This is a genomic window from Bdellovibrio sp. HM001 (assembly GCF_055397275.1).
The window spans coordinates 2,141,180-2,165,819 of the sequence record NZ_AP029174.1; the positions used below are offsets into that span (position 1 = coordinate 2,141,180).

At 50.4% G+C, this 24,640-nt stretch carries 18 protein-coding genes; 7 read left to right on the plus strand and 11 right to left on the minus strand.

The window, feature by feature from the left end:
* Positions 1-84: 84 nt before the first annotated feature.
* Positions 85-1,029, plus strand: a complete 945-nt coding sequence (locus tag ACZ5ZZ_RS10290; RefSeq protein ID WP_464117123.1) for an HD-GYP domain-containing protein — start codon at positions 85-87, stop codon at positions 1,027-1,029.
* Between the two features lie 12 nt (positions 1,030-1,041).
* Here ACZ5ZZ_RS10290 and ACZ5ZZ_RS10295 read toward each other — a convergent pair whose 3' ends face one another.
* The gene (locus tag ACZ5ZZ_RS10295) at positions 1,042-4,515 is read right to left on the minus strand and encodes an RCC1 domain-containing protein (RefSeq protein ID WP_464130963.1); all 3,474 of its coding nucleotides are present in this window, start codon (positions 4,513-4,515) and stop codon (positions 1,042-1,044) included.
* Between the two features lie 197 nt (positions 4,516-4,712).
* Here ACZ5ZZ_RS10295 and ACZ5ZZ_RS10300 point away from each other — a divergent pair, with 197 nt between their 5' ends.
* The gene (locus tag ACZ5ZZ_RS10300) at positions 4,713-5,447 is read left to right on the plus strand and encodes a hypothetical protein (protein WP_464117125.1); all 735 of its coding nucleotides are present in this window, start codon (positions 4,713-4,715) and stop codon (positions 5,445-5,447) included.
* Between the two features lie 2 nt (positions 5,448-5,449).
* Here ACZ5ZZ_RS10300 and ACZ5ZZ_RS10305 read toward each other — a convergent pair whose 3' ends face one another.
* The 5 genes from ACZ5ZZ_RS10305 to ACZ5ZZ_RS10325 all read right to left on the minus strand — a co-directional run bounded on the left by ACZ5ZZ_RS10305 (position 5,450) and on the right by ACZ5ZZ_RS10325 (position 11,177).
* Positions 5,450-6,259 (minus strand): S1 family peptidase, encoded by an 810-nt coding sequence (locus tag ACZ5ZZ_RS10305; RefSeq protein WP_464130964.1) that lies wholly within the window; start codon positions 6,257-6,259, stop codon positions 5,450-5,452.
* A 136-nt stretch (positions 6,260-6,395) separates the two neighbouring features.
* Complete coding sequence (locus ACZ5ZZ_RS10310; protein WP_464130966.1) at positions 6,396-6,890, minus strand: hypothetical protein; 495 nt, start codon at positions 6,888-6,890, stop codon at positions 6,396-6,398.
* Positions 6,881-7,630, minus strand: coding sequence for a ParA family protein (locus ACZ5ZZ_RS10315; RefSeq protein ID WP_464130967.1), 750 nt, complete (start codon positions 7,628-7,630; stop codon positions 6,881-6,883). The genes ACZ5ZZ_RS10310 and ACZ5ZZ_RS10315 overlap by 10 nt, the downstream gene beginning before the upstream one ends.
* A gap of 108 nt (positions 7,631-7,738) precedes the next feature.
* On the minus strand, positions 7,739-9,058 hold the full coding sequence (locus ACZ5ZZ_RS10320; RefSeq protein WP_464130969.1) for an alkaline phosphatase D family protein: 1,320 nt from the start codon (positions 9,056-9,058) through the stop codon (positions 7,739-7,741).
* A gap of 172 nt (positions 9,059-9,230) precedes the next feature.
* The gene (locus tag ACZ5ZZ_RS10325) at positions 9,231-11,177 is read right to left on the minus strand and encodes a TonB-dependent receptor domain-containing protein (RefSeq protein ID WP_464139242.1); all 1,947 of its coding nucleotides are present in this window, start codon (positions 11,175-11,177) and stop codon (positions 9,231-9,233) included.
* Between the two features lie 262 nt (positions 11,178-11,439).
* Here ACZ5ZZ_RS10325 and ACZ5ZZ_RS10330 point away from each other — a divergent pair, with 262 nt between their 5' ends.
* Genes ACZ5ZZ_RS10330 through ACZ5ZZ_RS10340 form a run of 3 tightly spaced genes read left to right on the plus strand, consistent with a single transcriptional unit; the run spans position 11,440 to position 15,015 of the window.
* Entirely contained in the window at positions 11,440-11,919 is a 480-nt protein-coding gene (locus ACZ5ZZ_RS10330; RefSeq protein WP_464117131.1) for a hypothetical protein, read from the plus strand.
* 1 nt (position 11,920) lies between these two features.
* Positions 11,921-12,817, plus strand: a complete 897-nt coding sequence (locus ACZ5ZZ_RS10335) for a trypsin-like serine peptidase (RefSeq protein ID WP_464130972.1) — start codon at positions 11,921-11,923, stop codon at positions 12,815-12,817.
* A gap of 56 nt (positions 12,818-12,873) precedes the next feature.
* Positions 12,874-15,015: an ATP-binding protein gene (locus tag ACZ5ZZ_RS10340; RefSeq protein WP_464130974.1), complete on the plus strand. Its 2,142-nt coding sequence runs from the start codon at positions 12,874-12,876 to the stop codon at positions 15,013-15,015.
* Here ACZ5ZZ_RS10340 and ACZ5ZZ_RS10345 read toward each other — a convergent pair.
* The 4 genes from ACZ5ZZ_RS10345 to ACZ5ZZ_RS10360 are packed head-to-tail and all read right to left on the minus strand — an operon-like array spanning position 14,949 to position 18,744.
* Entirely contained in the window at positions 14,949-15,401 is a 453-nt protein-coding gene (locus tag ACZ5ZZ_RS10345) for a YiiD C-terminal domain-containing protein (RefSeq protein WP_464130976.1), read from the minus strand. The two genes, ACZ5ZZ_RS10340 and ACZ5ZZ_RS10345, sit on opposite strands and share 67 nt — an antisense overlap.
* The gene (locus ACZ5ZZ_RS10350) at positions 15,392-16,240 is read right to left on the minus strand and encodes a sulfurtransferase (protein ID WP_464139243.1); all 849 of its coding nucleotides are present in this window, start codon (positions 16,238-16,240) and stop codon (positions 15,392-15,394) included. Before ACZ5ZZ_RS10350 ends, ACZ5ZZ_RS10345 begins: the two co-directional genes overlap by 10 nt.
* A 50-nt stretch (positions 16,241-16,290) precedes the next feature.
* Entirely contained in the window at positions 16,291-17,769 is a 1,479-nt protein-coding gene (gene lysS, locus ACZ5ZZ_RS10355; RefSeq protein ID WP_464139244.1) for a lysine--tRNA ligase, read from the minus strand.
* A 51-nt stretch (positions 17,770-17,820) separates the two neighbouring features.
* Positions 17,821-18,744, minus strand: coding sequence for a class I fructose-bisphosphate aldolase (locus ACZ5ZZ_RS10360; RefSeq protein ID WP_464139246.1), 924 nt, complete (start codon positions 18,742-18,744; stop codon positions 17,821-17,823).
* Positions 18,745-18,923: 179 nt separating this feature from the next.
* Here ACZ5ZZ_RS10360 and ACZ5ZZ_RS10365 point away from each other — a divergent pair, with 179 nt between their 5' ends.
* Positions 18,924-19,484, plus strand: a complete 561-nt coding sequence (locus ACZ5ZZ_RS10365) for a NifU family protein (RefSeq protein ID WP_464130979.1) — start codon at positions 18,924-18,926, stop codon at positions 19,482-19,484.
* A complete protein-coding gene (locus ACZ5ZZ_RS10370) occupies positions 19,471-20,814 on the plus strand; it encodes an MATE family efflux transporter (RefSeq protein WP_464130981.1) in 1,344 nt (447 codons plus the stop codon). Before ACZ5ZZ_RS10365 ends, ACZ5ZZ_RS10370 begins: the two co-directional genes overlap by 14 nt.
* On the opposite strand, the gene ACZ5ZZ_RS10375 is transcribed toward ACZ5ZZ_RS10370, so the two are convergent.
* Complete coding sequence (locus ACZ5ZZ_RS10375; protein ID WP_464139248.1) at positions 20,811-24,608, minus strand: Ig-like domain-containing protein; 3,798 nt, start codon at positions 24,606-24,608, stop codon at positions 20,811-20,813. The genes ACZ5ZZ_RS10370 and ACZ5ZZ_RS10375 overlap by 4 nt on opposite strands.
* Positions 24,609-24,640 lie beyond the last annotated feature (32 nt).

A 24,640-nucleotide genomic window follows, 5' to 3' on the forward strand; every position in this document is an offset into this window, starting at 1 on the left:
CACCCTGCTCTAGACCAAAGCCCGAGACCATTGTTTATTGCAGATTTAGTTCCATCACCCCTGGTTCCATGGCAGAATTTTTCTATGGATTCAACGACTTACTTCCGCATTCGCCTCAGCACGATACGCCCAGATAAAGTCACCTCTTTTGATATCTTCATCTACGTCGATGGCAAACACATCCTGTACCTGAGAGCTGGCGACAAGCTGGGGTCAGGTAAAATCAAAACCCTGCACAACCGTGACACCGGGGATTCCTTCTTTGTGCGCATGGAAGACAAACAAATCTATCGTGACTGGGTGAAAGAGGAAATGAACTCCGACCTTCTGAATCCCTTCGACAAAGCCAAGATCCTGCGCGAATCCTCAGTCGCCTTGATGGAAGACCTTTTTGAAAATCCTGATGTCAATCGTGCCCTGGACGAGTCCCGTCCGATCATCACCGACTTTATTGAGCTGATGGAAAATGCTCCGGAAGCCATGGGCTTTATGATCTCGTTATCAGGACACGACTTCTATACTTACAATCACTCTTTGGACGTCAGCATTTATTCTTTGGGACTGGGAAAGGCCCTGGGCTATGATGCCAAAACATTAGAGGAACTAGGGGTCGGCGCCCTTTTTCACGATATCGGAAAACGCAGCGTCAGCCTGGATATTCTGTGCAAAAAAGGCGGCCTGTCCGATGCCGAATGGGAGCAGATGAAAATGCACCCTCAGTATGGCCTGGTGATTTTGAACAATCACCCCAACATCAGCGATGCGATCAAGGCGGCCTGCTTTGAGCATCATGAATCCTGGGCCGGTAACGGTTATCCCCAGCAGTTGGTCGCTGACGAGATCCATCCCTTCGCGCGCATTGTGGCCATCACGGACACCTATGACGCCATGACCACACAAAGATCTTACAACGTCCCGCTGACTCCGGTGGATGCCGTCACCATGATGAAGGAAAAGCTGGCGGGCCGCTATGATCCTGACATGCTCAAGGCCATGTATTCTGTCCTTTTCAAAATCAAAGTTGCCTAAGGATGTCTGACCTTACGGTGCGGTTACTGGCCGCGCTGTACTGTTGACGGGGCTGCTTCCCAGACCGAGCTTATCAAGGTCCGCCTCAAAATTGGCGTTCCCTCCCCAACATTTCAGCTCGTCGGCCTCTGTAACTCCGCAGGTGTAAGTATGCCCCGCCGAGATCATTTTATAGCGAGCACCGTCAGAAATATCCACGGGAGAACTGCTGTTTATGTTGGTTCCATTCCCCAACTGCCCGTGGGTATTACTGCCCCAGCACTGCACAGTTCCAGCAACAGTGATTGCGCACGTGTGTGAATAACCAGCATCGATCATTTTGTAAGTGGTTGCTCCGACAATGGCGGTGGGGACGTAGCGGCCGATCAAAGTTCCATCCCCCAATTCTCCGATGGAATTTTGCCCCCAACATTTCACCAGGTCTGCCGTTGTGATACCACAGGTGTGGAATCCACCACTTGAAACAACTTTGAAATCATCACTGCCACTGACTGCGGTCGGAACAGTTTTGTGCGTTCCCAACCCAGCCGTGCCGTCACCCAACTGCCCTGCTGTGTTACCACCCCAGCAATAAGCTTTTCCCGCAGTATTTAGGGCACAGGTGTGAATCCCACCCGCACTGACTTGTTGATAGAGTTCTGCACCAACGACAGCCGGTCCATTTTGACTGCTTAAAGACCCAATTCCAAGCTGACCCATATAATTCGCACCCCAGCACCGGATATACCCCTGCGAGTCCACCCCACAGCTATGATTGTTGCCAACTTCCAACGACGCAAACAAATGATTGTCTTTGACCGGCACGGGTTTAGATCTTGTCGTTGATGTTCCGTCCCCAATCAGACCGTCGCCGGTAGACGCCCCCCAGCACTTCGCCAGTCCATTTTCCAATATCCCGCAAGAGTGGTACTGCGAAGTGGCCACCGCTTTGTAGGTGTCAGCCCCCTCCACTGCGACAGGCGCACCGCGATTGCTGGACAATCCATCACCGATCTGATTGAATACATTGCTACCCCAGCAATAGGCCTTTCCTTGAGTCGAAACACCGCATGTCGTGTCCCAACCCGCCCAAACGCTTTTAAACTTTTCAGAGGTCAACACTCGCTGTGGGGTCAAGGCCCTAAAACCATCACCGCGATTATAATTGATGTTTCGTCCCCAGCACTTTGGTACTCCTGCAACTGTGATCCCACAGCCCACCTGAGGTCCCGTGGCAATAAATGCGAACTGATCCTCATCACTCGTCAATGTTGGCACCTGAACCGACGTGGGACTTTTTTCTTTACCGAGGTTTCCACCTTGATCATATCCCCAACAGCGAATTCTTTTATCCTGCCGCCCGATACCACAGGTATACTGCCAATTCGCTGAAATGCGATCGTACAGATCCCCTCCACTGACCTCAACGGGCGTTGCGGAATTAGGACGGGCCCCCGCCCCAAGATTCCCACCATTACCCCAGCACTTGGCTTTACCGGCTTCAGTAATCCCGCAAGTGAAGTCTTTACCCGCAGTCACAACAGAGTATCTGTCAGCGTCCAGAAGCGGCGTGGGAGTTATGCGATCCGTAGAGGTTCCATCCCCCAGCTGCGAAGTTCCATTTTCACCCCAGCATCGCACAAAGCCGCCAGTTGTAATGCCGCAGGAGTGGGACTCGCCTGCAGTCACCATTGAGTAGGTTTCCGCGCCACTAACCAGCGTGGGGCTGTAACCGAAAGTACTGCCCCAGCACTTAATAGCTCCGGCGGTCGTCACTGCACATGTATGTGATATCGAGGATGCGACCATTGTATATTTCGCAGTGTCGTTCACGGCCGTCGGCACCAATCGATCCGTCCCCGTGCCATCGCCCAGCTTGCCACCTAAGTTTTGCCCCCAACACTGCAAATCACCACTCAGAAGGACAGCACAAGTGTGATCTTGCCCCACGCTGACGTAACTATAAAGACCACCACCGGCAACCAAACTTGGCGCTGTTCGATCTATCAGCGTGCCATCGCCCAACTGTCCCGCAGCGTTTGCACCCCAGCATTTTAATTGTCCATTATCGAATAACATACAGCTTTGCGCCAGCCCCGCACTGATCTGCACCACCGAGGGCGACTCTTCATCACGAACAAACCTTCTTATGATCTGATATTTCCCCATCCGAGTTCTTAAGCCCGGGCCAGACAAATCCACGATGGCCACCTGGAGGATCTTCGATCCGCCTGCGGCGGCATCCCCTTTATAGGTGTATTGAATCATCCCACTTTTTTGACCTTTAGGAATAACCAAAGTCCCCGTTGCGGGCAGATTGTGATGCGTTGGATTTTGTGCCGTGGATGAAACACCCGACAAAGCATACTTGACCGTGACATCCACGGCTGCAGGTTGATTCAGGACCACCTCAATTTGCTGAGTGCTCGCGGAGTTTCCTTCCAAGACCATATCCGACGGCTTCGTGAACGACGCCAAGATTCGGCTGGCGGGGAAGACTCCGTCCTTGCGATAGAAATACCACAGGTGCTCTTGCATCCCGGCCGCCATGGTGTATTCGATGCGCAGTTGGTTGATTCCGTATTTGAATCGGGAACCGTTTGTTAAATCCAAAGGGATCACAAAACGATTGTCCACGCAGACGACGGAGGGGGCCTGGAACTCTCCAGAAACATCCTTGACCTGAACGGTGGCACCATTTTCAGAGCAGTACCCCTGAAGACTGAAGGCCGCCAGTTCGTTGTCATAATAGCCGACGAAAGGGGCATTATAAATTCGCAGATCCCCTGAGCGCTCTTCCCGTCCCTCGTGAAATGAAGCAAAGGCCTTTACATCGTCCAAGACCATGCCGTTCCCGCCCCCTGCGATGAGTGGCACAGAGTCCGCCGCTGCTGGCACTGAAACCTGACTGCGTTCCGCCAGTTTCACAGAATTCAAGTAAGCAGACACAACACCGGTGCTTTGATCCACCTCACAGCCAACATAGTTCACTGCCAACCACGGGTATCCCGACAATTCAAAAGAAGGAGTCGCAAGATTCGCGGCGGATCCGACAATGACCTTAAAAGTCCCACCTGAGTACTGAAAAAAGCAACCAATCATTTCGCTTGTGGCCGCCTTAAAGTAAGGCAAGAGGTAAAAGACCTGATCCTGAGATCCATCCATTCTAACGGAAGTCTCAATATAAGTTTTGGCAAGGTCAGCAAAAGCCACGGGATTGTTAGGAGCCGCCACCACGAGCCCGGAGTTTTCAGCTACATTCAGCTCTTGATTTATCAGGAAGGATTCCCCCAACGGAGAACTCATCCATTTTGTATTGGAGATCAGAGGCTCGTCAGAACGATTGAAGTCGTCTTGGAAAAGTGGCGTGATTTTATCTATCGGAAAGGTTCCCAGGGGAAGATCTTCAACCTCCCGTTTAGACAAAAGGTCTTCCAGATCAGCATCCAAGGTGCAACCCGACGCCAACAGCGCCATGATAATCCAAAGAACTAAAGGTGACCTCAAACGCTCCAAGTGTACTCCTAAGGACAGACCCTAATACTTTTCGGTTTCTGCCCTTGTGCACTGAACTCTTTGGCCCCCTTAATTCCGTTCGATGGAACAACTTCGACTGTCTTGATTTGAGACAGCCGCTGTATTTTATACTTTGGCACTAAATCACTTCCCCCTGAGCGCTGTTTTTTGATAAAACAGCGCCCATTATGAAAAAGAACCTTTTGTCAGTATTGGTTGTGGGGCTTTCATTGGTGGGTTGCAGCTATCCCATGGAAGAGTTGGGTCTTTTTAAGACCGGCGGTGCTGAGCTGAGCTTTGCCAAGGCTTTTCAAAACAAAGAGCTGTCCTTTGAAGTCGTAAAACAAACTTCTCTCAGAACCTGCCTGGAGTGCCATTCTTCGGGTGCTCGAGCCATGGGAACGGCGACTCAAGTGCTGGCGCAAAAAACAGAAATCCTGGATGTGATTCATGCCGGGACCATGCCACCACGTTCTGGTGGTTACAGCCCTCTGAATTCCTGTGAAAAGCAAATTCTGGAAACATGGCTGGAGGATCAACTGCACAGTCGTGTTTCGACACAAAAAGTTGGCGATCTGTCTGCTTGTGCGGGCGCGGAAGCTCCGAAAGAAAAAATCAAAACAGATCTGAAAAAATTAGAGCTCAGCTATGCCAATCTGAAAAAAGAAATCCTGCAGCCCAAATGCATGGTCTGCCATACGGCGGAAACTGCCAAACGCACTGTTTTGGATGAGGTGGAGAACCTGCATGACCGCAACCTTCTGGCGGAAACAGCCGAGGACAGTATTCTTTATCAGGTCACCGTACCAGGTATGAACAAACGCTTTATGCCACCCCAAAGAGGCAAAACAATTCTTCCCCCTTTGACGGCGGAAGAACTGGATTATATGAAGCGCTGGATTGAAGCGGGTGCGCCGAAATAGTCTTATTTCTTGGACATCAACTTATTTGAAGTTTCTTTGATCCAAGTCATATAAGCATCCACTCGTGAATAGATCGAGAACTTGTCACACTTTGGACTGAGCAACATCACAGCCGCATCCCCGCGGCTGGCAACTCCTGCCAGATACAACTGACCATTCCTTTCGACATAGGCCGGGCCACCGGAATCCCCACTACACACTCCCTTTTTCAGGGATTGGCTTAACATCAACTCGGTTTGCCCGTGACGGGCTTGACTCATTTTCAATTTAGTTGTGCGCAGAATGCCAGCACCCTTCTTCACACCTAAGGCCCAATTCAAACCATAACCCGCAACCACCACTTCGCCGCCATCTTTCAACGAGGTGAAGTCCTCCAAAATAGCTGCTGGCTTGTAGCCTACGGGCAAATAAGTATCCCTAATACGAACCAGGGCAATATCAGCAGTGTCTATTCTGCGGTTGCGATCATAGTCTTCGTGTCGCAGGGCTTTGATCGCATACTGTGAGTTGTAAGAGTTCATATTTTTAACATCGTTGGTGAAAAAAACCATCAACCCGGTTGAACCCGGCGTCACACAGTGGGCGGCTGTTAAAACCAATTCTCTGGAAATCAAAGTCCCGGTGCAAAGAGACCCCGTCATCTCGTCATAAAGACCTACCGTGGAAGTCATCACCACACTGCCCTGCTCGACTTTCTGGCCGCCGATAACACCGGTTTGTGATTCATCTGTCAGAACCTCTGCCGTATTGTGCTGAGCACAAGCTACCAGCATTGCCGCCGCTAATATTGTCAAAGAGAACTTTTTAAACATGGTCGACCTCTTGATTTGGAAGACCTAGTTTTACCAGAGTTTCAAAGGGAATTGGGTAAAAATATACAAGGTGACGTTTATTGTTCGATGTCTGAAAGTTCGTCAGCTCCGTAACGAGCTATTGCATTTTAAGGAATTATTCAAGCTCTCCCAGCAGGAACTTCATCTGCTGATAATCTTGCGCTGCCACCAAAGATCCTTGCCCCTTACTGGAGGACACCTTTTTTATTTCTGTGGTCTTTGCTTTTTTCGGAGCCCCTTTCGGTTTACCCCTGACAGATTGCGCCGCCGGAAGACCCGACGGGTCCCACTTTTCAGATATGGAATGACCGGCTAAAGATTCTTTCATCGGCGATGATTGCAGTTCAGTCCCCGATGCAACCATCATAAACCTGTACTGAATCACTTCGCTGTTATTCAACCAAAGCTCTGTACAGTAGCGCACTGATTTTTTTGTGGAGATCATTTTCAATGCGTGCTTTTGCACAAAACCGAAGCTGTCCGTGACTTCAATATAAAAAGCGGCCCCTGCCTGCAAGCTTGCATCCAAAAGCTCCACGTTGGTGATCACCTTATCACCAACGGGTTGGGTTGAATCTAAAAACAGGGGATTGTGCTTCTTCAAGCCCACATTTCCTGTGCCAGATTGGCCAATGCCAACCCTGCCGGGTTCTTCGGAGAGAACTCATTTACTGGCAAATGCTTGTGATGAGCTTCTTCGACGGCGATAGATTCCGGGATATAATTGTTGAAGACCGGAATCGTGTAGTTCGTGCGCAGATCACTGATGACCTTTTCAACAATACGACGGTTGCGGTATTTGGAAATAATGATACCACGCACATTGATCTGATGCCCCAGGCCCGCTTTGATGTTTTTCAAAGTATCCAGGATCAGATCAATCCCCTTCAAAGAGAAGTATTCCGGACAGATCGGAATCACGATGTCCTTGGAAGCAATCAATGCATTCACAGTCAAAAGACCCAGGGATGGTGAGCAATCAATCACAACGATGTCATATTCTTCTTTAATCTCCGCAAGGGCCCTTTTCAGGATGCTTTCGCGGCCAAATTTGGAAGAAAGAATGATTTCAATACCGCTCAGCATAATTTCAGACGGGATCACATCAAAGCCAAACGACGGAGAATGAACCACGGCACTTTGAGCTTCCACTTCGCCGGTGATGACGTCGTAAATGGTGTCTTCAAAGTCTTCATCGCCGAAGATCGCCCGTGTTGCAGAAGACTGCGGGTCCAAGTCGATCAGAAGAACTTTCTTGCCTTCCTTAGCCCATTGAGAGGCCACATTAATAGCTGTGGTGGTCTTTGCCACGCCACCTTTTTGATTGATGAATGATACTACGCTGCCCATGCACTATTCCCTTCGTGGAATGATAGATATTCAATACGTAAGTCTAGCTATTTTTGAAAATATGGGAAGCGTGATTTGAATTCACGACGCACGCAGAAAAAAAACTCTCTAACCCCGACGAACGATCCCACTATGACTGAGAAGTCTTTGCCCTCGGCGCCCGAGACAGTAGCTGTCTGTTTTTATTCCTCCACTAAGAACTTCAGAATTCATAATCATAAAATTATGTTTCCACGTATGCACTTCTCGCCGGGCATTTCGCATATACCAACTGGTCGGATAATTCAGACTGTGCATGGCGCTGGAAGTAAATTCATAGGTGCGATACCCCAAAAGCTCGGGTTCGATTCGCAACACTTCACTAAAGTGCACATCTCCAGAAGCGAAAACCACAGGAGCCTCGGTCTTACGCAACTTACCTGTAAGATCCGCCAGATTTCTCATGTATTCCTTTTGAAAGGATTCATTTCCCACATAGGATGAAAAATACTGACTGCCATTCATCAACCACGAGGGCTTGTCATTTTCCTTCAGGCTTGCCAACAACCATTCTTGCTGTGCGCTCCCCCACATCATTCCGCCGCTATGGGGCTCGTCCCGGAAATAGCGGTCGTCCATCAAAAAGAATCGCTGCCCAAATCCCGTCAGCACCGCCCCGACTCCATGCCCTTTTTGATATCCAGCCACTGGCATAGAACCGAAAAAACATTCAAAGATTCTTTTGGATAGTGTTTTTAATGAATAGTACTTGTTCTGGTTGTTTTCACCATAATCGTGATCATCCCAGGTCGCCAGGGTGGGAATCAGGCGAGGTTGTCTAAAGTGTGCCAAGGTCATGCGGGTTTCACAGTGACGCCGCCAAAGGTCCCTTTCGCTGCCGTCACTGCCCAGGTCCACATAACAGGAATCCCCCAAGACAAACACCATTTCAGGAAGTTCCGCAAACAGGCGGTCCCACATATTGCTATTCTGGTGGTGATAAAAATCACAGGAACAACTGATGATCGCAAAGCGCAGCTTCTTCTTGCGATTCAGCGGCAGACTTTTAAAGATCCTTTCATCCAAAACTTTGCCACGATCCTTATCGATGACCTGCAGGCGGTACAGCTGGTCAGCCTGCAGTTTTTCCACGATTAACTTGTCAATACCGTACCAGGAGTCCTTGCGATGCTCTTCATCCCATTTTCTGATCGACAAATCCTTACCCTGAAGATCCTTCACCCGATAGGCATAGGGATTTTTGCCTTCTGTCAGAACTGTGAATTGAGCGGATATTTCGTTGGTCATATTTTGACAAACAGGAATCACCCCCGTGTAAAGATCTGATTGATATTCATTACCACCCGCTGCAAGCCCCGCAGGGAGGCTTGTGTATATCAGCAGGGATTTGGTGGCATTCTCCAAGAACTTGCGACGAGAGGTGTTCATCGCACTATCATCGCGGCAAGAATCGCTTCTTGTGGAGATGCTTGGGTAAAAAACAGTGATGGCCGAGACACAAACCCCTGCCTTTATGCATAGGCAACTGCCGCTTCAGAACCAAAAGCCCCACAATCACCGACTGTGGGGCTCACACTTTCCTAAATTCTTTCTTCGCAAACTAGAACAAATAACTCGCCGTCAAGCGCACATCACGACCCGGCTCAAAGATCGGATTCAAGGCGCCTTGAACTTGGTAAGGTGTTCCTTGTGCGACATACTTTTTATCGAAGATGTTCAGCACAGAAATACCCACACGAGTTCTTTCATTCGGCATCCAGCTTGCGGCGATGTCGTGAATATCATATCCCGGCTGTTCAACAGAGCCAGAAGGAACGTCCGTTAGCTCCATCGCGACCAGGCTGTCCCAAGTCAGAAGTACGTTGTACCGACTGAGCTTGTAGTCCACACCGAATACAAAACGATCACCGAAGGCGCTGCCTTTCGTGGAAACAGCATAACCCAATGGTTCACTGCCGTATTCCGACTTATTGTGGGAATATCCACCACGGATCACATAGTCGCCAGACTCATAGTTCGCATTTAAGTTCACACCCTGGAACTTCAAATCATCCGCAGCATTCGAGCGAGTCATAATCCCCGTCGTGCGATTGGTGCTGACTTGGATCACATCACGCATCACCGTGTGATATACCACGGTGCTCACGGTCAACCCCTGTACTTGGGCTGTCACGCCAAGTTCTGACGTATCGGCGGTTGTCCCTTTCAGATTGCTGACCGGAGCCACCCCCTTCACACCGCTCATCACATAGGCTTCCATCGGAGTTGCGCCCTTGAAGGCCTGAGACCACGACGCATAGGCCGACCATACCGGATTAAACTGATAACCCACGCGCACGTTGGGGCTGAGGTGATGCGAATTCAGTTTTTCACTGGCAACATCTTCCAGCTCATAGTTGTCGTAACGAAGACCCGCCGTCAAAGTCCAAACTGGTGCTGGACGGTAAACCCCTTGAGTGAACAAACCAAAGATGCGACCGGTTTCAGACTCCGTGCCGGTTGCACGATGCCCCTCGGAACGGTCCACGTTATAGTCCGTCCCCACCGTGACTGAATTCAAAGAACCCAGAACCATTTTATTGGAAATCTGCCCACCGAAGCTTTTCGCTTCCGCTTCAGATTTGGCAGTGGTTGTTTCCTGACTCATCTTGGTTGATGTCGTATAGACTTCAGAACGCAAATTCACCCAAGGGGTCGTCGGATTGTAAGTGTGTTGCAAAGTATAGGTCTGATTGCCGAATTCCTGATCGTTCGGGGGATTGAACGGCAGATCACCAAAGTGATTGCGCAACGAACGACGGGCATTGTCCTCGCGCACGTTGGCGGACAACGTCAGCTTTTGTTCATTGCTTGGTGTGAAAACGATTTTTCCCAGGCCACTTTTCGGTTTACCTGCGGTAAACCCAACGCCATCTCCGCCGCCAGCGTGATAGTTGCCGGACTCTGCGAAATTTCCATACAGAAGGAAGCTGACGTTATCCAAAGGTTTACCAAAAAAGCCCAGACTTGCCCCTTTTTCGTCGGCATTCGTTGCATAGCGGGCTTTCACCAAAGCGCCATAGCGTTGTCCTGGCAGTAAAAGATCTTCCGCATCTTTGGTTGCAAAACGAACGGCTCCCCCCAAAGCTCCCGGCCCGGAAAGTGCGTTGCCTGTTCCAGCATCCACGTCAATTTTCTTCAGCAGCTCGGGATCAACACTTAAGCGGCCTTGATGATGAAAAAGGTAACCACTTTGACGGGCCCCATCGACAGTCACATTCAACTGAGTGTCCTCGACACCACGAACGTAAACCTTTTGAGCGCTCTTCTGACCTCCACCGACCATCACATCGGAAACCCCTTTTAAAGATTCCTTGATGTCTTCGGCCTGCGTTTGTTCAATTCGCTCTGCACGCAAAGTGGTGCGGGTTTTAAGCTCTTGATCGTCTTTGATAACCACCGCATCCAGTTCGGATACCTGACTGGCAGAGTCCTGAGCCCAGGCCATCCCATGCAGACTTAAAACAGATGCGAGAATAAGGCTTTTAATAGCCATCGTTGTTTTCATTCGTAAAACTCCTCAATAATGGAATTTTCTTTAGTGCCTAAGCACCCTGGTTGACAACGATTCCCCCCTGTCAGGGGTTGATTGAAAAAGAACGGAAATTCAAGGGAAAACAAGATGATAAAACGAGCCCCTATCTAATAACTAGCTTGGACTCCAAAGGTTTTTCCCTTGGTCTGACTACGCCTTCGACAGACTTGGAAAGCTTTACCTTCAGAACACTGAAGTCAGCGAATTGTCGTTTTTTTTGCTAAATTGGCGTCTTATGAATAAGGCCCTTTCCTCTTTGATTTTAGTACTGCTTTTTATATCCACGAACGCCTTCGCCAAGGGCCTTCCCGCCTGCTTCGATCGCAAAGACCGTATCGACTTCAATGAAAGTCAGGTGCTCGCGTGGAAAGAGTTCACCGAAAACAAATTTCTGGCCCGAGCCTTTGTGCGCGGGATCGCCGTGCGTCTGATCGAAGATCGTCAAAAACACATTCATATCGAAGTCGATCTGGACAAAGACATGAACACCATCGACGACCGCGTGGAAGTGATCTACAACACCAAGTTTGGCACTCTTCCTGACTTCCGCTATGGAGATGAAATCATCGCCTGCGGAGATTTTATCAAGGACAGTTATTCCCCTGTCGGAGCCGTCATTCACTGGTTGCATCTGAATCCGAAAAAAGGTCCCCATGAAGACGGTTTTATCGCCATCAATGGCCAGGTCGCAGGACTCAGTCCGGAAAAGAAGTAAGATGAAATCCCTACTGCCTCATGCCTTTTTGCTTTCTTTGGGTCTTGCGGGTTGCTCCCCGAAGTCCGATACGGCGTCCCTTGAATTCATAGACACCACAGCCGTGATCTATAAAGGCGACACCCGGCAGGAGATATCTTCACGAAACACGGCCGAGATTGCCTTTGCCCGAGCCGTCGCCGCCATGTTCAGTCCGGACAAGCTAAAAAATCTTTCTCCGACCCGATACGCCTTAAAAACCTATCGTCTTTCCCAGGCCTATCCCCTGTGCCCCAATGAGCGCTTCTTAGAGCAGCCTTTGCTGGGTTACTGCACAGCAAGCCTGATTTCCCCCAACCAAGTTCTGACAGCGGCTCACTGTGTGGATTCAAAAAATAGTTGTTCTGAGGCGCACTTTGCCTTTGGCTGGGATCAGGAAAAAGCCACCACGCTTGAGATCTCTGAGTCTGAAATCTACAAATGCCAAAGGATCCTCAAAATTGAACAGAGCACCAAAGGCATGGACTATGCGATCATAGAACTGGATCGCCCCGTTGCAGATGTGACCCCCTTGAAAATTGCAGAAAGCACGGCGACTTTAACCGCAGGCACCAAGCTTTTAAGCCTGTCCTATCCCTTGGGACTTCCGCTTAAAAAAGATGTGGCGACCGTCCTTTCAAATGACATAAGTCGAATGAACTTCAAGGTCGAAGTGGACACCTTTAAAGGCAGCTCGGGTTCGCCCCTGATCAATTCACAAGGTGAAATTGTGGGAATCTTATCCAGAGGAATGGATGATATTCTGGAAGACGATATTTACCGCATTCAAAAAGAAGGCGGTTGCCTTAATTTTAACACTTGCGCTGCGGGCACCTGTTTTGGCGAAACTTTCTTCAAAGTTGACCACATTGACCTTTAACAGATTCAGTTCTCCGTTTTAGCTTCACCCACCGAAATGACCCTACAATAAGGGGCATGAAAGAGAAGCAATTGCCCGGGTGGACGTGGGTCGTCCCGTTCTTCATTTTATTTGCAGGCACCCTCTTGAGTCTCTCCTTTAAATCCACTCAAGGGGTGTATTGGATCTACTTTCCAATCAACCTGGGCGTGGTCATGGCTCTTTGGTGGGGGCCCCGCGTTCTTTCTGCTGTGTTTGTTAACGCTCTGATTGCCATAACTCTGTTTGATATTCCCAACAAAGCTCTTTACCCCCTCTATGCCTTGCCAGAAACTCTGGAAGTTCTTTTGTCCTGGGTACTGGTTCGCGAGCGCTTCAAAGATTCCCGCGGATGGAAACCCAGCCCCAAAAATCTTAGTCTGTACTTTGTCTATGGCCTGGTCATTCCGTCGCTCGTTTGCTCGATCGCAATCCAGGGCATCTTCACACTCACCGGTTTTCAAAACCGGTCCGTCTTTTTCTGGAATACACTCACCACCGCCGTGGGCGATCTTTTAGGAGCTGTTTTCATCAGCATTCCCGCGCTGATCTTAGTATCACCCTGGCTCAGCCATAAAGGTCTGTCGCTCTTTCCCTTTAAGGCTCTGCCGCCCCTGCACTGGAATCGCCTGGTCAAAAAAGAAAAAGTGGTCTTTGCTGTCATTCTGAGTTCGATGTTTGTCCTGGCGATCGCCACAGACTTGCCGAAAACATGGTACGTCTATGGCATTGTGATGCTGGCCTCGTCGGCCTGGTACGGGCTTTATGCCGCCTTAGCCGTGAACACATTTGTGGTTTTTCTGACTGTGATTCTGCCTAAGATGCTGAACCTGCCCTGGTCTTCAAATATTACCGAAATTCAAAACCCCGCCACACTGCTGACTTTGTGTTTCTGTTCTTTAATCACAGGCTCTGCCGTCACAACCTTAATCGGAAAGATCCATGAACTGAGCCAAACTGAGCGACTGTTAAAGGCGGCCAAAGAACAGGCCGAAGAGGCCAGTCGCGCCAAGTCCGAGTTTCTGGCTCGAATGAGTCATGAAATCCGGACTCCTCTGAATTCAGTTCTGGGCATGCTGGAGCTTCTGCGGGAAACGCAGCTGTCAAAAGATCAGGAACGCTATCTGACCTTGTTCAGTCATGCCGGGGAAAATCTCAAAGCTCTGATCAACGACCTTTTGGACTTTTCAAAAATCGAAGCCAAGGCCCTGACCGTCGAAGATGTCAGTTACAACATTCACAGCACAGTTCGCAGTGTCTTTGAAATCCTGCAAATCAAAGCGGAAGAAAAAGGTCTGCACTTTGAACTGATCCTATCCAAAGAAGTTCCCCCCTTGCAATGGGGTGACCCCACCCGGCTACGGCAAGTGCTCTTTAATTTGATCGGGAACGCTTTAAAGTTCACGAACGAAGGATCTGTCACAGTGAAAGTGGATCTGACCAAAGATGGTGCTGAAAAACTTTTGATCGAGGTTCAGGACACCGGCATCGGCATCCCCCGTGAAAAGCAGTCCAAACTTTTTTCACCCTTCTTTCAAGGGGACCCCACCATCACCCGCAAGTACGGCGGTACAGGTCTGGGTCTGGTCATTTCAAAAAATCTGGTGGAAATCATGGGCGGCACCATGGAGATGAGAAGCCTTGCTGGACGCGGAACCACGTTCCGCATCACCCTGCCCCATCGCCCGGACTTTTCCAGCAATATCGAAAAGCAGAGCAAATCCTCCCCCGTCTGGACTCAACTTAAAAGCGGGCAACGCTTCCGCATCCTTCTGGTGGACGATTCTGAAGACAACCGGGTGTTGATGATCCACTACCTCAAAAGCCTGCCCTTTGACTGCGAAGAAGCCGTCAACGGGCAGGAAGCCGTTGATAAATTTAAAGAGAATAAATACGACCTGATCTTCATGGATATGCAGATGCCCATCATGACCGGCTATAAGGCCACTGAAATGATCCGGCACTATGAGGCTGAACAAAAGAGGACTCACACCCCGATCATCGCCCTGACAGCGACAGCGGTTGTCGAAGATTTGCAGCGAGCCCTTGCCAGTGGCTGCGATTCCTATGCCGTTAAACCCGTGAAGAAATCTGAAATCCTGGATATCCTGGCTTACAACCTGACGACAAAATCACCCAACAAAGAAGCCTTTAAGGAGCCTCCTTCGCCCAGTATCTGAGTGCGAATCAACCCGCGGACTCGCCCACGGGTCTGTAAAGTCTTATAGAAATCTTCTTGTTCCTGGGTGGATCTAAATTCACTGACCACTTCAAAATCCGTATCCACCGGGCGCAGATACTGAATTTCACCTTTGGCAATAACGATATTTTCGGTCGGTATCTGATGTGCCTTCAGCCCGGCCAAAGCCAACGCATATGCTGCCAAAACCCCGCTGGCATACAGGCTTCCACCAAAAGCCGTGCCTTTGTGGTTGCGGTTTTTTTCCAGGGAAACTTTAAAGCGAACGCGCGAAGCACTGATCTCTTCCACGGTAATGCCAAGATGCTCATAAAGAGCAATCTTGTCTTTCAGAATGGCAATCAGCTCTTGCGGGTTTACTTCCATTGTTCATAGCCTCCGGCAAAGTTGGCAGCCTTTTTATAACCCAGATAATTCAAAGCATACACCACGGCTCCAGAACGCACACCGTGATTGCTAAGAACCAAAATACGACTGTCTTTAGCTATGTTCTTTTCATAAAGCAGACGCTCAATCTTTTTCTCAGGAAGCCCTTTTTCACCGAAGAATTCTTTCCATTCGATATTAACAACGGCCGCCTTCACCGACTTTTCCATCGAAATATTGCGAAGGGCGAATTCCTGACTGGAACGCACATCCAAGACCACCACAGGTTTCGAATTTTGAACCACCTCCGCCTTGAAGGTTTTCAAATCTACGACAAGCCCTTCGGCAACCTCCGGCTTCCAGTAAGGTTTGTTCTTCACGGGAGGAACTTCACGGTTCGGGTTTGTGTTCATTTCACGATAGGATGTATGCAAAAGAGTATAGACGTTCCTGACCCCCAGAACCTTCAAAGTCCAGGCGATGCGCCCCTCTTCCCCGACGCCTTGCGGGCCTTTACCTAAAACCACAACCGGTGTTTCAGGATCTACCCCCACCAATGACAAACGCCTAGCCAAGGCAAAAAGATCCGCCTGCAACAAACCACGAGAACGCGGATTGGCTTGAGAGAAATCCTCCCAGCGAACATTGATGGAACCAGGTACATGCGCCAGGTTGAATTCAAATGCAGGCCTTGCATCCAGAATCACCGGATTTTGCTTCATCAGACGCTCGGCTGTGACGTTTTCACCCATCACAGGCTCTTCAACAGTCACCTTGGTCGGCTTCACTTGGCAGGATGTCAGACCCACAATAGCCAAAAGGAAAAGGAACTTTTTCATATACACCCTCTTAAAAGCACAAAGGGAGCTTCACGCTCCCTTTGTCAGGATTACTTAGTGATTCTCATCGTCGGGAAGAAGATGATGTCTCTGATACTTGGCCGATCAGTTAACAACATCACGATACGCTCAATACCGATCCCCACGCCCCCTGTCGGCGGCATGCCGGCATCGATCGCCAACAAGAAGTCCTCATCCATCGGATGAGCTTCCTCGTCCTTGGAACGATTGGCTTCCTGCTCTTTCAAACGCGCCAACTGATCTTCGGGATCATTCAGCTCGGAGTAAGCATTGCCGATCTCCATGCACGCTGCGAAAGGTTCAAAGCGCTCCACCAAACGGTTGTCTCTGCGGTGGATCTTCGTCAGTGGAGAAATCTCCACCGGATGATCCATCACAAACGTCGGCTGCCACAAGTGTTGTTCCGCCGTCAGCTCGAACAACTCCATGATCATTTCGCCACGTTTACCGGGTTCGTCGATATCGCCACCGTGTTTGCGGATGGCCTGGAAGATTTCATCATCTGTCGCCTTGTCCGGATCAATCCCTGCGTACTCTTTCACGCCGTCATGAACGGTCAGACGTCTCCAAGGCGGGGTAAAATCAATTTCCTTGCCTTGATAAGTCACTTTCATGCTGCCCGTGATTTTCAACGCCAGGCCTGAAATCAGCTCTTCGAACTGCTTCATCTGATAGTTGTAATCCGTGTAAGCCTCGTAGAACTCAAGCAAAGCGAACTCTGGATTGTGAGTTCTGTCGATACCTTCGTTACGGAAGTTTTTGCTGATTTCATAAACTTTTTCAAAACCACCCACAATCAGGCGCTTCAAATAAAGCTCCGGGGAGATTCTCATGTAAAGCTTCATATCCAAAGCTTTGTGATGAGTCGTGAACGGTGTCGCCGCTGCACCACCATAGACAGGCTGCAACGTCGGTGTTTCAACTTCCATAAAGCCGCGGTCATCCAGGAAGCGACGAACTTCCTTGATGATTTTGGAACGAGTTTCAAACACCTTGCGGGAGTCCGCATCCGTCATCAAGTCCAAGTGTCTGTGACGATACTTGATTTCGATATCCTGAACCCCGTGGAATTTCTCCGGCAGTGGTTCGATGGATTTTGTCAGAATCTGGAAGCTCTTCACGTAAATGGAGAACTCGCCTTTTTGCGACTTAAAGACATATCCATCGACGCCGACGATATCACCCAAGTCCACCAATTCAAAGGCCGCGCGGTCTTGTTCGGAAAGCTCTTCCACTTTCACGTAAACCTGCACTGTGCCTGTCTGGTCCTGGATATTGAAGAAGGACGCCTTACCCATCATACGCAAAGTCATCAAACGACCGGCGATGCGGTAAGAATATTCCGGCTTCTTTTCACCCGGCTGCAAAGTGGCTGCGTGTTCTGCAACGACTTCAGAGATCTTCGCCTTGTTTTCAAAGACGTAAGGATATGGGTTGATGCCTTTCTCGCGAAGGGCATGAAGTTTTTTGCGTTTCTCCGCTCTGAGCGGATTTTCATTGATACTCATTTCTACTCCAGTTGCGGGGCCCGCGGCCCCTGCACTTTGTGCGCCCGGCGCTTATAGCTTTTTACCAGCGAAGGCTTCCATCACGTTGTGTAGCAATTCAAGCGCTTCTTTCTTCGGACGCTGGAAGGCATTGCGGCCCATGATCGAACCAAACGCGCCACCTTGTGCCAGTTCGCCCACTTCCTTCAAAAGATCCTCTGTGCTTTTCGCTTCGCCACCAGAGAAGATCACGATGCGTTTGCCAGCAAAGCAAGACTGCACGATGTGACGAGTGCGATCCACCTGGGACGTTACTTTGATACCTTGTTCTTGGTAAACTTTCGCAGCAGCGGCTTGTTCAATGTGAGCTGTGGAAGGCTTTACTTTGATGATGTGCGCGCCCAACTGAGCCGCGATGTGAGCCGCGTATGCAACCACGTCAATCGCTGTTTCGCCTTCTTTGGAGATCTGCTCACCACGTGGGTAAGACCAGATCACCACAACCAGACCTGCCTCTTTCGCCGCGCGAGCTGCGTTGGCGATTTCTTCGTACTGCTGTTTGCGATCTGCGGAACCAGGATAGATCGTGAAACCAATACCCACGCAACCCAGTCTCAAAGCGTCGTCCACATAAGACGTCAAAGCAGAGATCGGAGCTTTGTTGGAGTAAAGGGAATCAGAATTGTTGATTTTTAGAATCAAAGGAATCTCGCCCGCATAGTCACGAGCAATCGCCTCAATCGCACCCAGTGGAGCCGCATAAGCACTGCAACCGGATTCGATCGCCAGCTCAACGTGGTAGTTTGGATCGTAACCATCTGGATTTTTCGCAAAAGAGCGAGCCGGGCCGTGTTCGAAACCCTGATCCACTGGCAAAATAACGAGCTTTCCAGTTCCCTTCAGCTTACCGTGATTCATCAGGCGAGCCAGGTTCGTCAAAACTCCTGGGTTGTCAGCTCCGTACCAGTTCAAAATCTCTCTAACTCTTGGCGTCATCTAGGTCTCCTCTGATGAAAAAAAGAACTCACGTTTAGAAGGGAGCATCTGAACAAACACTCCCTTAGGCCGGTAAATTTAGTGAGTTTTTTTAATATAATCAAGCGCGTCTCAGAGATTAACACGCTTGGCAGAAAACCCCCTGTGGTATAATGTTCCTTGTCCCTTGAGAGGTCCCTATGAGTGCACACGTAAAAAGCCAGGTCAGTTTTGAATCCACCCCGAACCCAGCCACGATGAAGTTCCTGCTTCACCGTAAGGTCACGGACGAGGGCTTTGACTGCCCGACGGTGCAAGAGGCTGACCGATCTCCACTGGCGGCCAAGATCTTTGGCTTTCCCTGGACCAGCTCCGTTTACGTGGGGCCTGACTTCATCACGGTGACCAAGCAGGACTGGGTGGAGTGGGAGCTTTTGGCTCATCCTTTAAGCGGCCTGATTCAGGAACATCTGGATCGTGATGAGCCCGTGGTGGTTTCCTTCATCCAGACTGAAGAGGACGATGAAAACGACAGCCCGATGGTTCGCAACATCAAGTCTGTTTTGAATCGCGAAATCCGCCCGGTTGTGGCTTTGGATGGCGGCGATATCGTTTTCCATAAGTATGAAAACAGCGTGCTTTACATTCATATGAAAGGCGCTTGCTCCGGCTGCCCAAGTTCCACGATCACCCTGAAAGAGGGCATCGAAACACGCATGAAGGAACTTTTCCCGGAGATTTCAGAAGTTGTCTCAGTCTAAACTTGTTCACGAAAGTAAGCTTTTAGCCAAACTTTCAGGTCCTATCGTTATTGGTCAGGTCGGCCAGAACCTGATCACTTTGGCCGACACCATCATGGTGGGCGCTTTGGGATCTATTGCCCTGGGGGCCTCTGCCTTTGCGGGCAGTGTTTTTATCGTTTTTCTGCTTTTTGGAATTGGTATGCTGGCACCGGTGACGGCGTTGTTTGCACGCATGCAAGGGCAGGAAAATTATCCGTATGGCGGGGTTCTGCTGCGGCATAGTGTGATCGTGGCCGCGGGCTTAAGTGCGGTGATGATTGCCGCTCTTTATGCACTTCTGCCGAATCTGAAATTGTTCGGCCAGACACCAGAAGTTTTAGAGATGGGGTCAGCTTTCTTTGAGATCACCATCTGGTCCGTCTTCCCCAGTTTGCTGTATCAGTCTTATAAGCAGTTCACGGATGGCATTGGAAAAACCAAAGTCGCCATGTTCGTGATGATGTTTGGTGTCTTTTTCAACATCGCCGGCAACTATGTGTTGATCAATGGCTACTATGGCTTTCCCAAGCTGGGCCTGAATGGCGCGGCTTATGCCACGCTTTTTGCGCGCACTGTGATGGCACTGATGATGGTGTTCTACGTTCACGCCCATCCGCATTTTAAAAAGTATCTGACCGAGCGCTGGACTCATCGCTTTGACCATCACCTTCTAAAAAATATCATTCGCTTGGGTATCCCCAACGGCATGACCTACATTTTTGAGGTCGGGGCCTTTTCTTCAGCAGCCGTGATGATGGGCTGGTTTGGCGCAACTCCACTGGCCGCGCATCAAATCACCATCAGCCTGGCCAGCACCAGCTTCCTGATCACCCTTGGGATCGGGATCGCGGGCAGCATTCGAGTCGGCTATGAGTTGGGCCGAGGGGATTATTCTTCCGCCCGCTTTGCCGGATTCACCGCTATCAAAATGGGAGCAGCTTACATGGGCCTTTGTGCGCTGGGCTTTTTCTTCCTGCGTGAATGGTTCCCAACATTCTACGTCAAGGATGTGGATGTGATCGCCTGGGCGGCAAAGTTCTTTGTCGTGGTCGCAATCTTCCAGATTTTTGATGGCGTTCAAGCTGTCGCGATTGGTGCCTTGCGGGGTATGAGTGACACCCAGTGGCCCAGTATTATCGCGTTCTTTGCCTATTGGGTGATCGGACTTCCCGCAGGTTATCTGCTGGCTTTCCACCTGGGTGTGGGGCCGGTCGGCATCTGGATTGGCTTGTTGATGGGTTTGATCCTGGCTTCTGTTCTTCTGACGTGGAGATTCCACATTTTAAGCAAACGATTCTTAATCGTCTAAGGACGATAAACGCAGCGGAATCCGCCGTTGCTCAAAGTGCCTGCGGCGTTGGTGGCTCTTTTTGCCGCAAAGACTCCGGCAGTATTTCCATCATAAGCAGCACCACCGCGCCAAATCGTGCTGATTCCCCCATTGGTGTTTGTGAAGTCGATTTTACCAAATCCGCAATAGTCCGGGCTGCCCGAAGCCGAACAACTCAAAGTCGTCCCGTATTTTGTATCCAAAGCGTAAGCCGTTGACGTCGAAGGATACAGATAACTTGCATCCGCATAAACCACAGAGTCGGCATCTTTAATCACTTCGGCCGCGTTCCCGGCGAAATCCCAGATAGCCATATTATATGGTAGATAATGCAAGCGACGAAGTCCATTGCTGGTACAAAGTGACGAGGTGTTGGGAGCACAGGAGTCCGCCACATTCGCCGCCGTCGGCGTCGCTGACTGAGTATCACCACGATGTAAAACTCCGGTTCCCGCGGTTCCTGAAGTCCAATTCGTCGCCTGACGTGCGATCAAATCCGCAATCGCATTCCACTCGGTGTTAGAGATTAGATCAAAGCCGTCTCCCATCCCCGTACAGGCTGCCGTCGCATCCATCATACTCAGTGAACTGGGTGTATAGCTTGCAATAAAGCGAGGCACGCCTCCGACCATTTTGGCTTCAAACTGCCCCACGCAGAAAGGCGCCACACCTGCAACATTCGGATTATGAATGTATACAAATTCATTCGGACAGCTAAAGGCGAACATCGTTTTTATCGTATCCGCACTGACGTTGCCAGCGACATCACGGGCCCGCAACACATACCGATACTCAGCTCCAGGACTCGTGGTTGTATTGTGATAGAAGCCGGACGTCACCTGCTGCCAATCCATGACCAAAGCACTGTTTCCAGCATTTTCTATGCGCGCTTCAACCACAGCACCGGCCTCAGTTGAAAAATTAATGGCCGCCGTACGATTCAAATAAGTTGTCGAGGATAAACTGACCGAAGAAAGAACTGGTGGAACCGTATCATACGTGCGTGTCAAAGACGTCGCGGCCGAGTTGGTATTGCCGGCCGCATCTTGTGCAACGCCCGCTGCAATACCGATGGTTGCAATCCCCTGCACAGAAGGTGTGACGGTGAAGGAATAGCTTGCACCACTTCCACTGAAGCCAGAGATCGTCCCACTGGATAACGTGACATCAGAAGAAGCAAAGCCGGTAACCGCTTCGCTAAAACTCACTGTCACCGGAATGGCTGTGTTGGTTGTCGAAGGGGCCGATGACGTCATCGTCACTGTCGGTTTGACCGAGTCATAGGTTCGCGTTAAGGAAGAAGACGCCGCATTTCCATTCCCGACAGAGTCCACTGCCACAGAGGCCGCAACAGAAACTGACACCGTACCCTGGGCCGTCGGAGTCACCGTGAAAGAGTACGTCGTCCCCGAACCCGAGAAACCACTTACACTTGCGTTAGTCACACTGACATCCGCCGCAACAAAGCCCGTCACACTTTTACTAAAGGTGGCCGTCACTGAAAACGCCGCGTTCGTACTGGCGGCTGCGGCTGTCGCCAACGTCACGGTCGGTGCGACGGAATCATAGGTGCGATTCAGCGTGGTGGCTGCTGTATTTGGGTTTCCAGCCGCATCGAAGGCCACGGATGCTCCGACCGCCACACTCACAGCACCTTGAGCTGACGGCGTCACCGTCATCGTGTAAGTCGTTCCAGTACCGCTAAAGCTTGAAACAACACCGTTGGTAACCACAACTTCGGCAGAGGTGAAATCAGTGACACTTTCACTGAAAGTCACCGTCACTGGAATCGCCGCATTGGTCGTTGCGGGCGCCGTGGAGGTGATCGTCGCCGTCGGCTTGACGTTGTCGAAAACGCGAGACAAAGTGCTGGCCGCAACATTGGTGTTACCTGCCGCATCTGTGACTCCCCCGGCAGGAAGGTCGATAACCACACTGCCTACAGCCGAAGCCGTCACTGTGAAGTTGTAAGTTGTGCCCGAGCCACTCACCGTCCCGACTGTACCCCCCAGGACCGTCACATCTGCGGCGGTAAACCCTGTGACTGGTTCACTGAAGGTGACTGTCACCGGGATTGATGCGATATTTGTCAGACTGGGCGCCGTTGAGGTCAACGAAACTGTCGGCTTAACGCTATCAAATGTTCTGGTCAGCGAGCTGGCCGCAGCATTTCCATTGCCCGCCACGTCGGTCGCGACATCTGCAGCCACAGACACGGTCACCACCCCTTGAGCGGATGGTGTCACGGAGAAACTGTAGTTCGCCCCGCTGCCTGTGAAACCGCTGATCGTTCCGTTTGTAACGCCCACATCTGATGCGGTAAAATTACTGACGGACTCACTAAATGTGACGGTCACCGGAATCGGCGAAGTGTTCGTTGAAGCTGAGGTGGTCGAGGCCAAGGTCAGCGTCGGCTGGACGCTATCAAAGTTTCGTGTCAATGTCGTGGCAGCCGTATTGGTATTGCCAGCCACGTCGGCGGCCACACCCTCAGCAATTGAAACAGAAAAGACACCTTGATTGGTGGGAGTCACTGAAAAGCTGTAGCTCTTTCCACTTCCTGAGAAACCTGTCACAGTCCCGCTGGACACAACGACGTCTGAGGCCGTAAAGCCAGTGACCGATTCACTGAAAGTCACAATCACCGGAATATTCGAACTGGTGTTGTTGGGAGCCGCGGACGCCAACGTCACTGCCGGTCTGACACTGTCGAAGGTGCGGGTCACATTGGCCTCACTTGAATTGGGGTTTCCCGCCAAATCAAAGATGGAGCCTTGTTCAATAGTCGCAGTAAAGAGCCCCTGATTCGCAGGACTGACCGAGAACGTGTACACGTTCCCACTGCCACCAAATCCGCTGACCTGACCACTGGAAAGTATAACATCAGAAGCCTTAAAATCACGAACCGGCTCACTGAACGTCACTTTGATCGCAATGACTGAATTGGCCGGATCTGACGTGACAGATTCCATTGTCACCGTAGGTTCAACAACATCGACTTTGACGACCTTTTCCACTTCTGAATAGGACCGATAAGCCCCGGCTTTAGAGTGTGTCACGCGGATGGTCGCATCTGTTCTGGTACCGCCCGTGTACTGTGTCGCTAATGAAAAATTTTTGCTGTCATCACAGTTGCCCGAAATCGGTGATCCACTGAAAGGACCTGTGATCACCACCACCCCTCCGGATTCCGCACAGCTTCCAGAGATCATATAGGAACCACCACCCACTGCGGCACTATTAATGTCTGCAGCTTGTTCAAGCAAAAGTTCCGGTGCTTTGAACTTCAAAGTTAAAGTGCGATAGAACACCTGCACTTCACCCAACAGGTCCTTGACGTGCCAGCGAATCTGAAAGTCCTGAGCCATATCGCCAGGCTTGGATGGTGCCTGATAAGGAGCCACGTGCTCCAACGGCAGCTGCAACTTTGCCTGTCCGCTGGTGGCACAATCAAACACGGTCCCGGAAGCCAGCTCTGTGACATCACGCCATTCTCGGGTCTGCGGATTTTCCACCTCGATCTTGTCGATGGCTTTGTCGCAGGTGATGTTAAGCTCCACAGGGCCCACACCTTCCGAGGACAACTCACTTCCACCACCGCTGCCGGTGTCGATGACAAAGTCACCTTGATTGCCTTTGGTTGTGCCGTTCAAGAAGGCCATTTTGATGTCGCGCTCGGAACACGCTGACAGGAATAAAACAAATGCGGACAGGGAAATAAAATTCCCTAAAACTGACGAAAGTTTCTTTAGTCCCCATCTGCACATTGGCATGATGAACTTATCGGCTATATCCTAATCATGTT

What these genes read in the sequence shown, in the direction of transcription:
- ACZ5ZZ_RS10290 (WP_464117123.1), top strand. Translation starts at nt 85, where the DNA reads ATGGATTCAACGACTTACTTCCGCATTCGCCTCAGCACGATACGCCCA.
- ACZ5ZZ_RS10300 (WP_464117125.1), top strand. Translation starts at nt 4,713, where the DNA reads ATGAAAAAGAACCTTTTGTCAGTATTGGTTGTGGGGCTTTCATTGGTG.
- ACZ5ZZ_RS10305 (WP_464130964.1), bottom strand. Translation starts at nt 6,259, where the DNA reads ATGTTTAAAAAGTTCTCTTTGACAATATTAGCGGCGGCAATGCTGGTA.
- ACZ5ZZ_RS10315 (WP_464130967.1), bottom strand. Translation starts at nt 7,630, where the DNA reads ATGGGCAGCGTAGTATCATTCATCAATCAAAAAGGTGGCGTGGCAAAG.
- ACZ5ZZ_RS10320 (WP_464130969.1), bottom strand. Translation starts at nt 9,058, where the DNA reads ATGAACACCTCTCGTCGCAAGTTCTTGGAGAATGCCACCAAATCCCTG.
- ACZ5ZZ_RS10325 (WP_464139242.1), bottom strand. Translation starts at nt 11,177, where the DNA reads ATGAAAACAACGATGGCTATTAAAAGCCTTATTCTCGCATCTGTTTTA.
- ACZ5ZZ_RS10330 (WP_464117131.1), top strand. Translation starts at nt 11,440, where the DNA reads ATGAATAAGGCCCTTTCCTCTTTGATTTTAGTACTGCTTTTTATATCC.
- ACZ5ZZ_RS10335 (WP_464130972.1), top strand. Translation starts at nt 11,921, where the DNA reads ATGAAATCCCTACTGCCTCATGCCTTTTTGCTTTCTTTGGGTCTTGCG.
- ACZ5ZZ_RS10340 (WP_464130974.1), top strand. Translation starts at nt 12,874, where the DNA reads ATGAAAGAGAAGCAATTGCCCGGGTGGACGTGGGTCGTCCCGTTCTTC.
- ACZ5ZZ_RS10345 (WP_464130976.1), bottom strand. Translation starts at nt 15,401, where the DNA reads ATGGAAGTAAACCCGCAAGAGCTGATTGCCATTCTGAAAGACAAGATT.
- ACZ5ZZ_RS10350 (WP_464139243.1), bottom strand. Translation starts at nt 16,240, where the DNA reads ATGAAAAAGTTCCTTTTCCTTTTGGCTATTGTGGGTCTGACATCCTGC.
- lysS (WP_464139244.1), bottom strand. Translation starts at nt 17,769, where the DNA reads ATGAGTATCAATGAAAATCCGCTCAGAGCGGAGAAACGCAAAAAACTT.
- ACZ5ZZ_RS10360 (WP_464139246.1), bottom strand. Translation starts at nt 18,744, where the DNA reads ATGACGCCAAGAGTTAGAGAGATTTTGAACTGGTACGGAGCTGACAAC.
- ACZ5ZZ_RS10365 (WP_464130979.1), top strand. Translation starts at nt 18,924, where the DNA reads ATGAGTGCACACGTAAAAAGCCAGGTCAGTTTTGAATCCACCCCGAAC.
- ACZ5ZZ_RS10375 (WP_464139248.1), bottom strand. Translation starts at nt 24,608, where the DNA reads ATGCCAATGTGCAGATGGGGACTAAAGAAACTTTCGTCAGTTTTAGGG.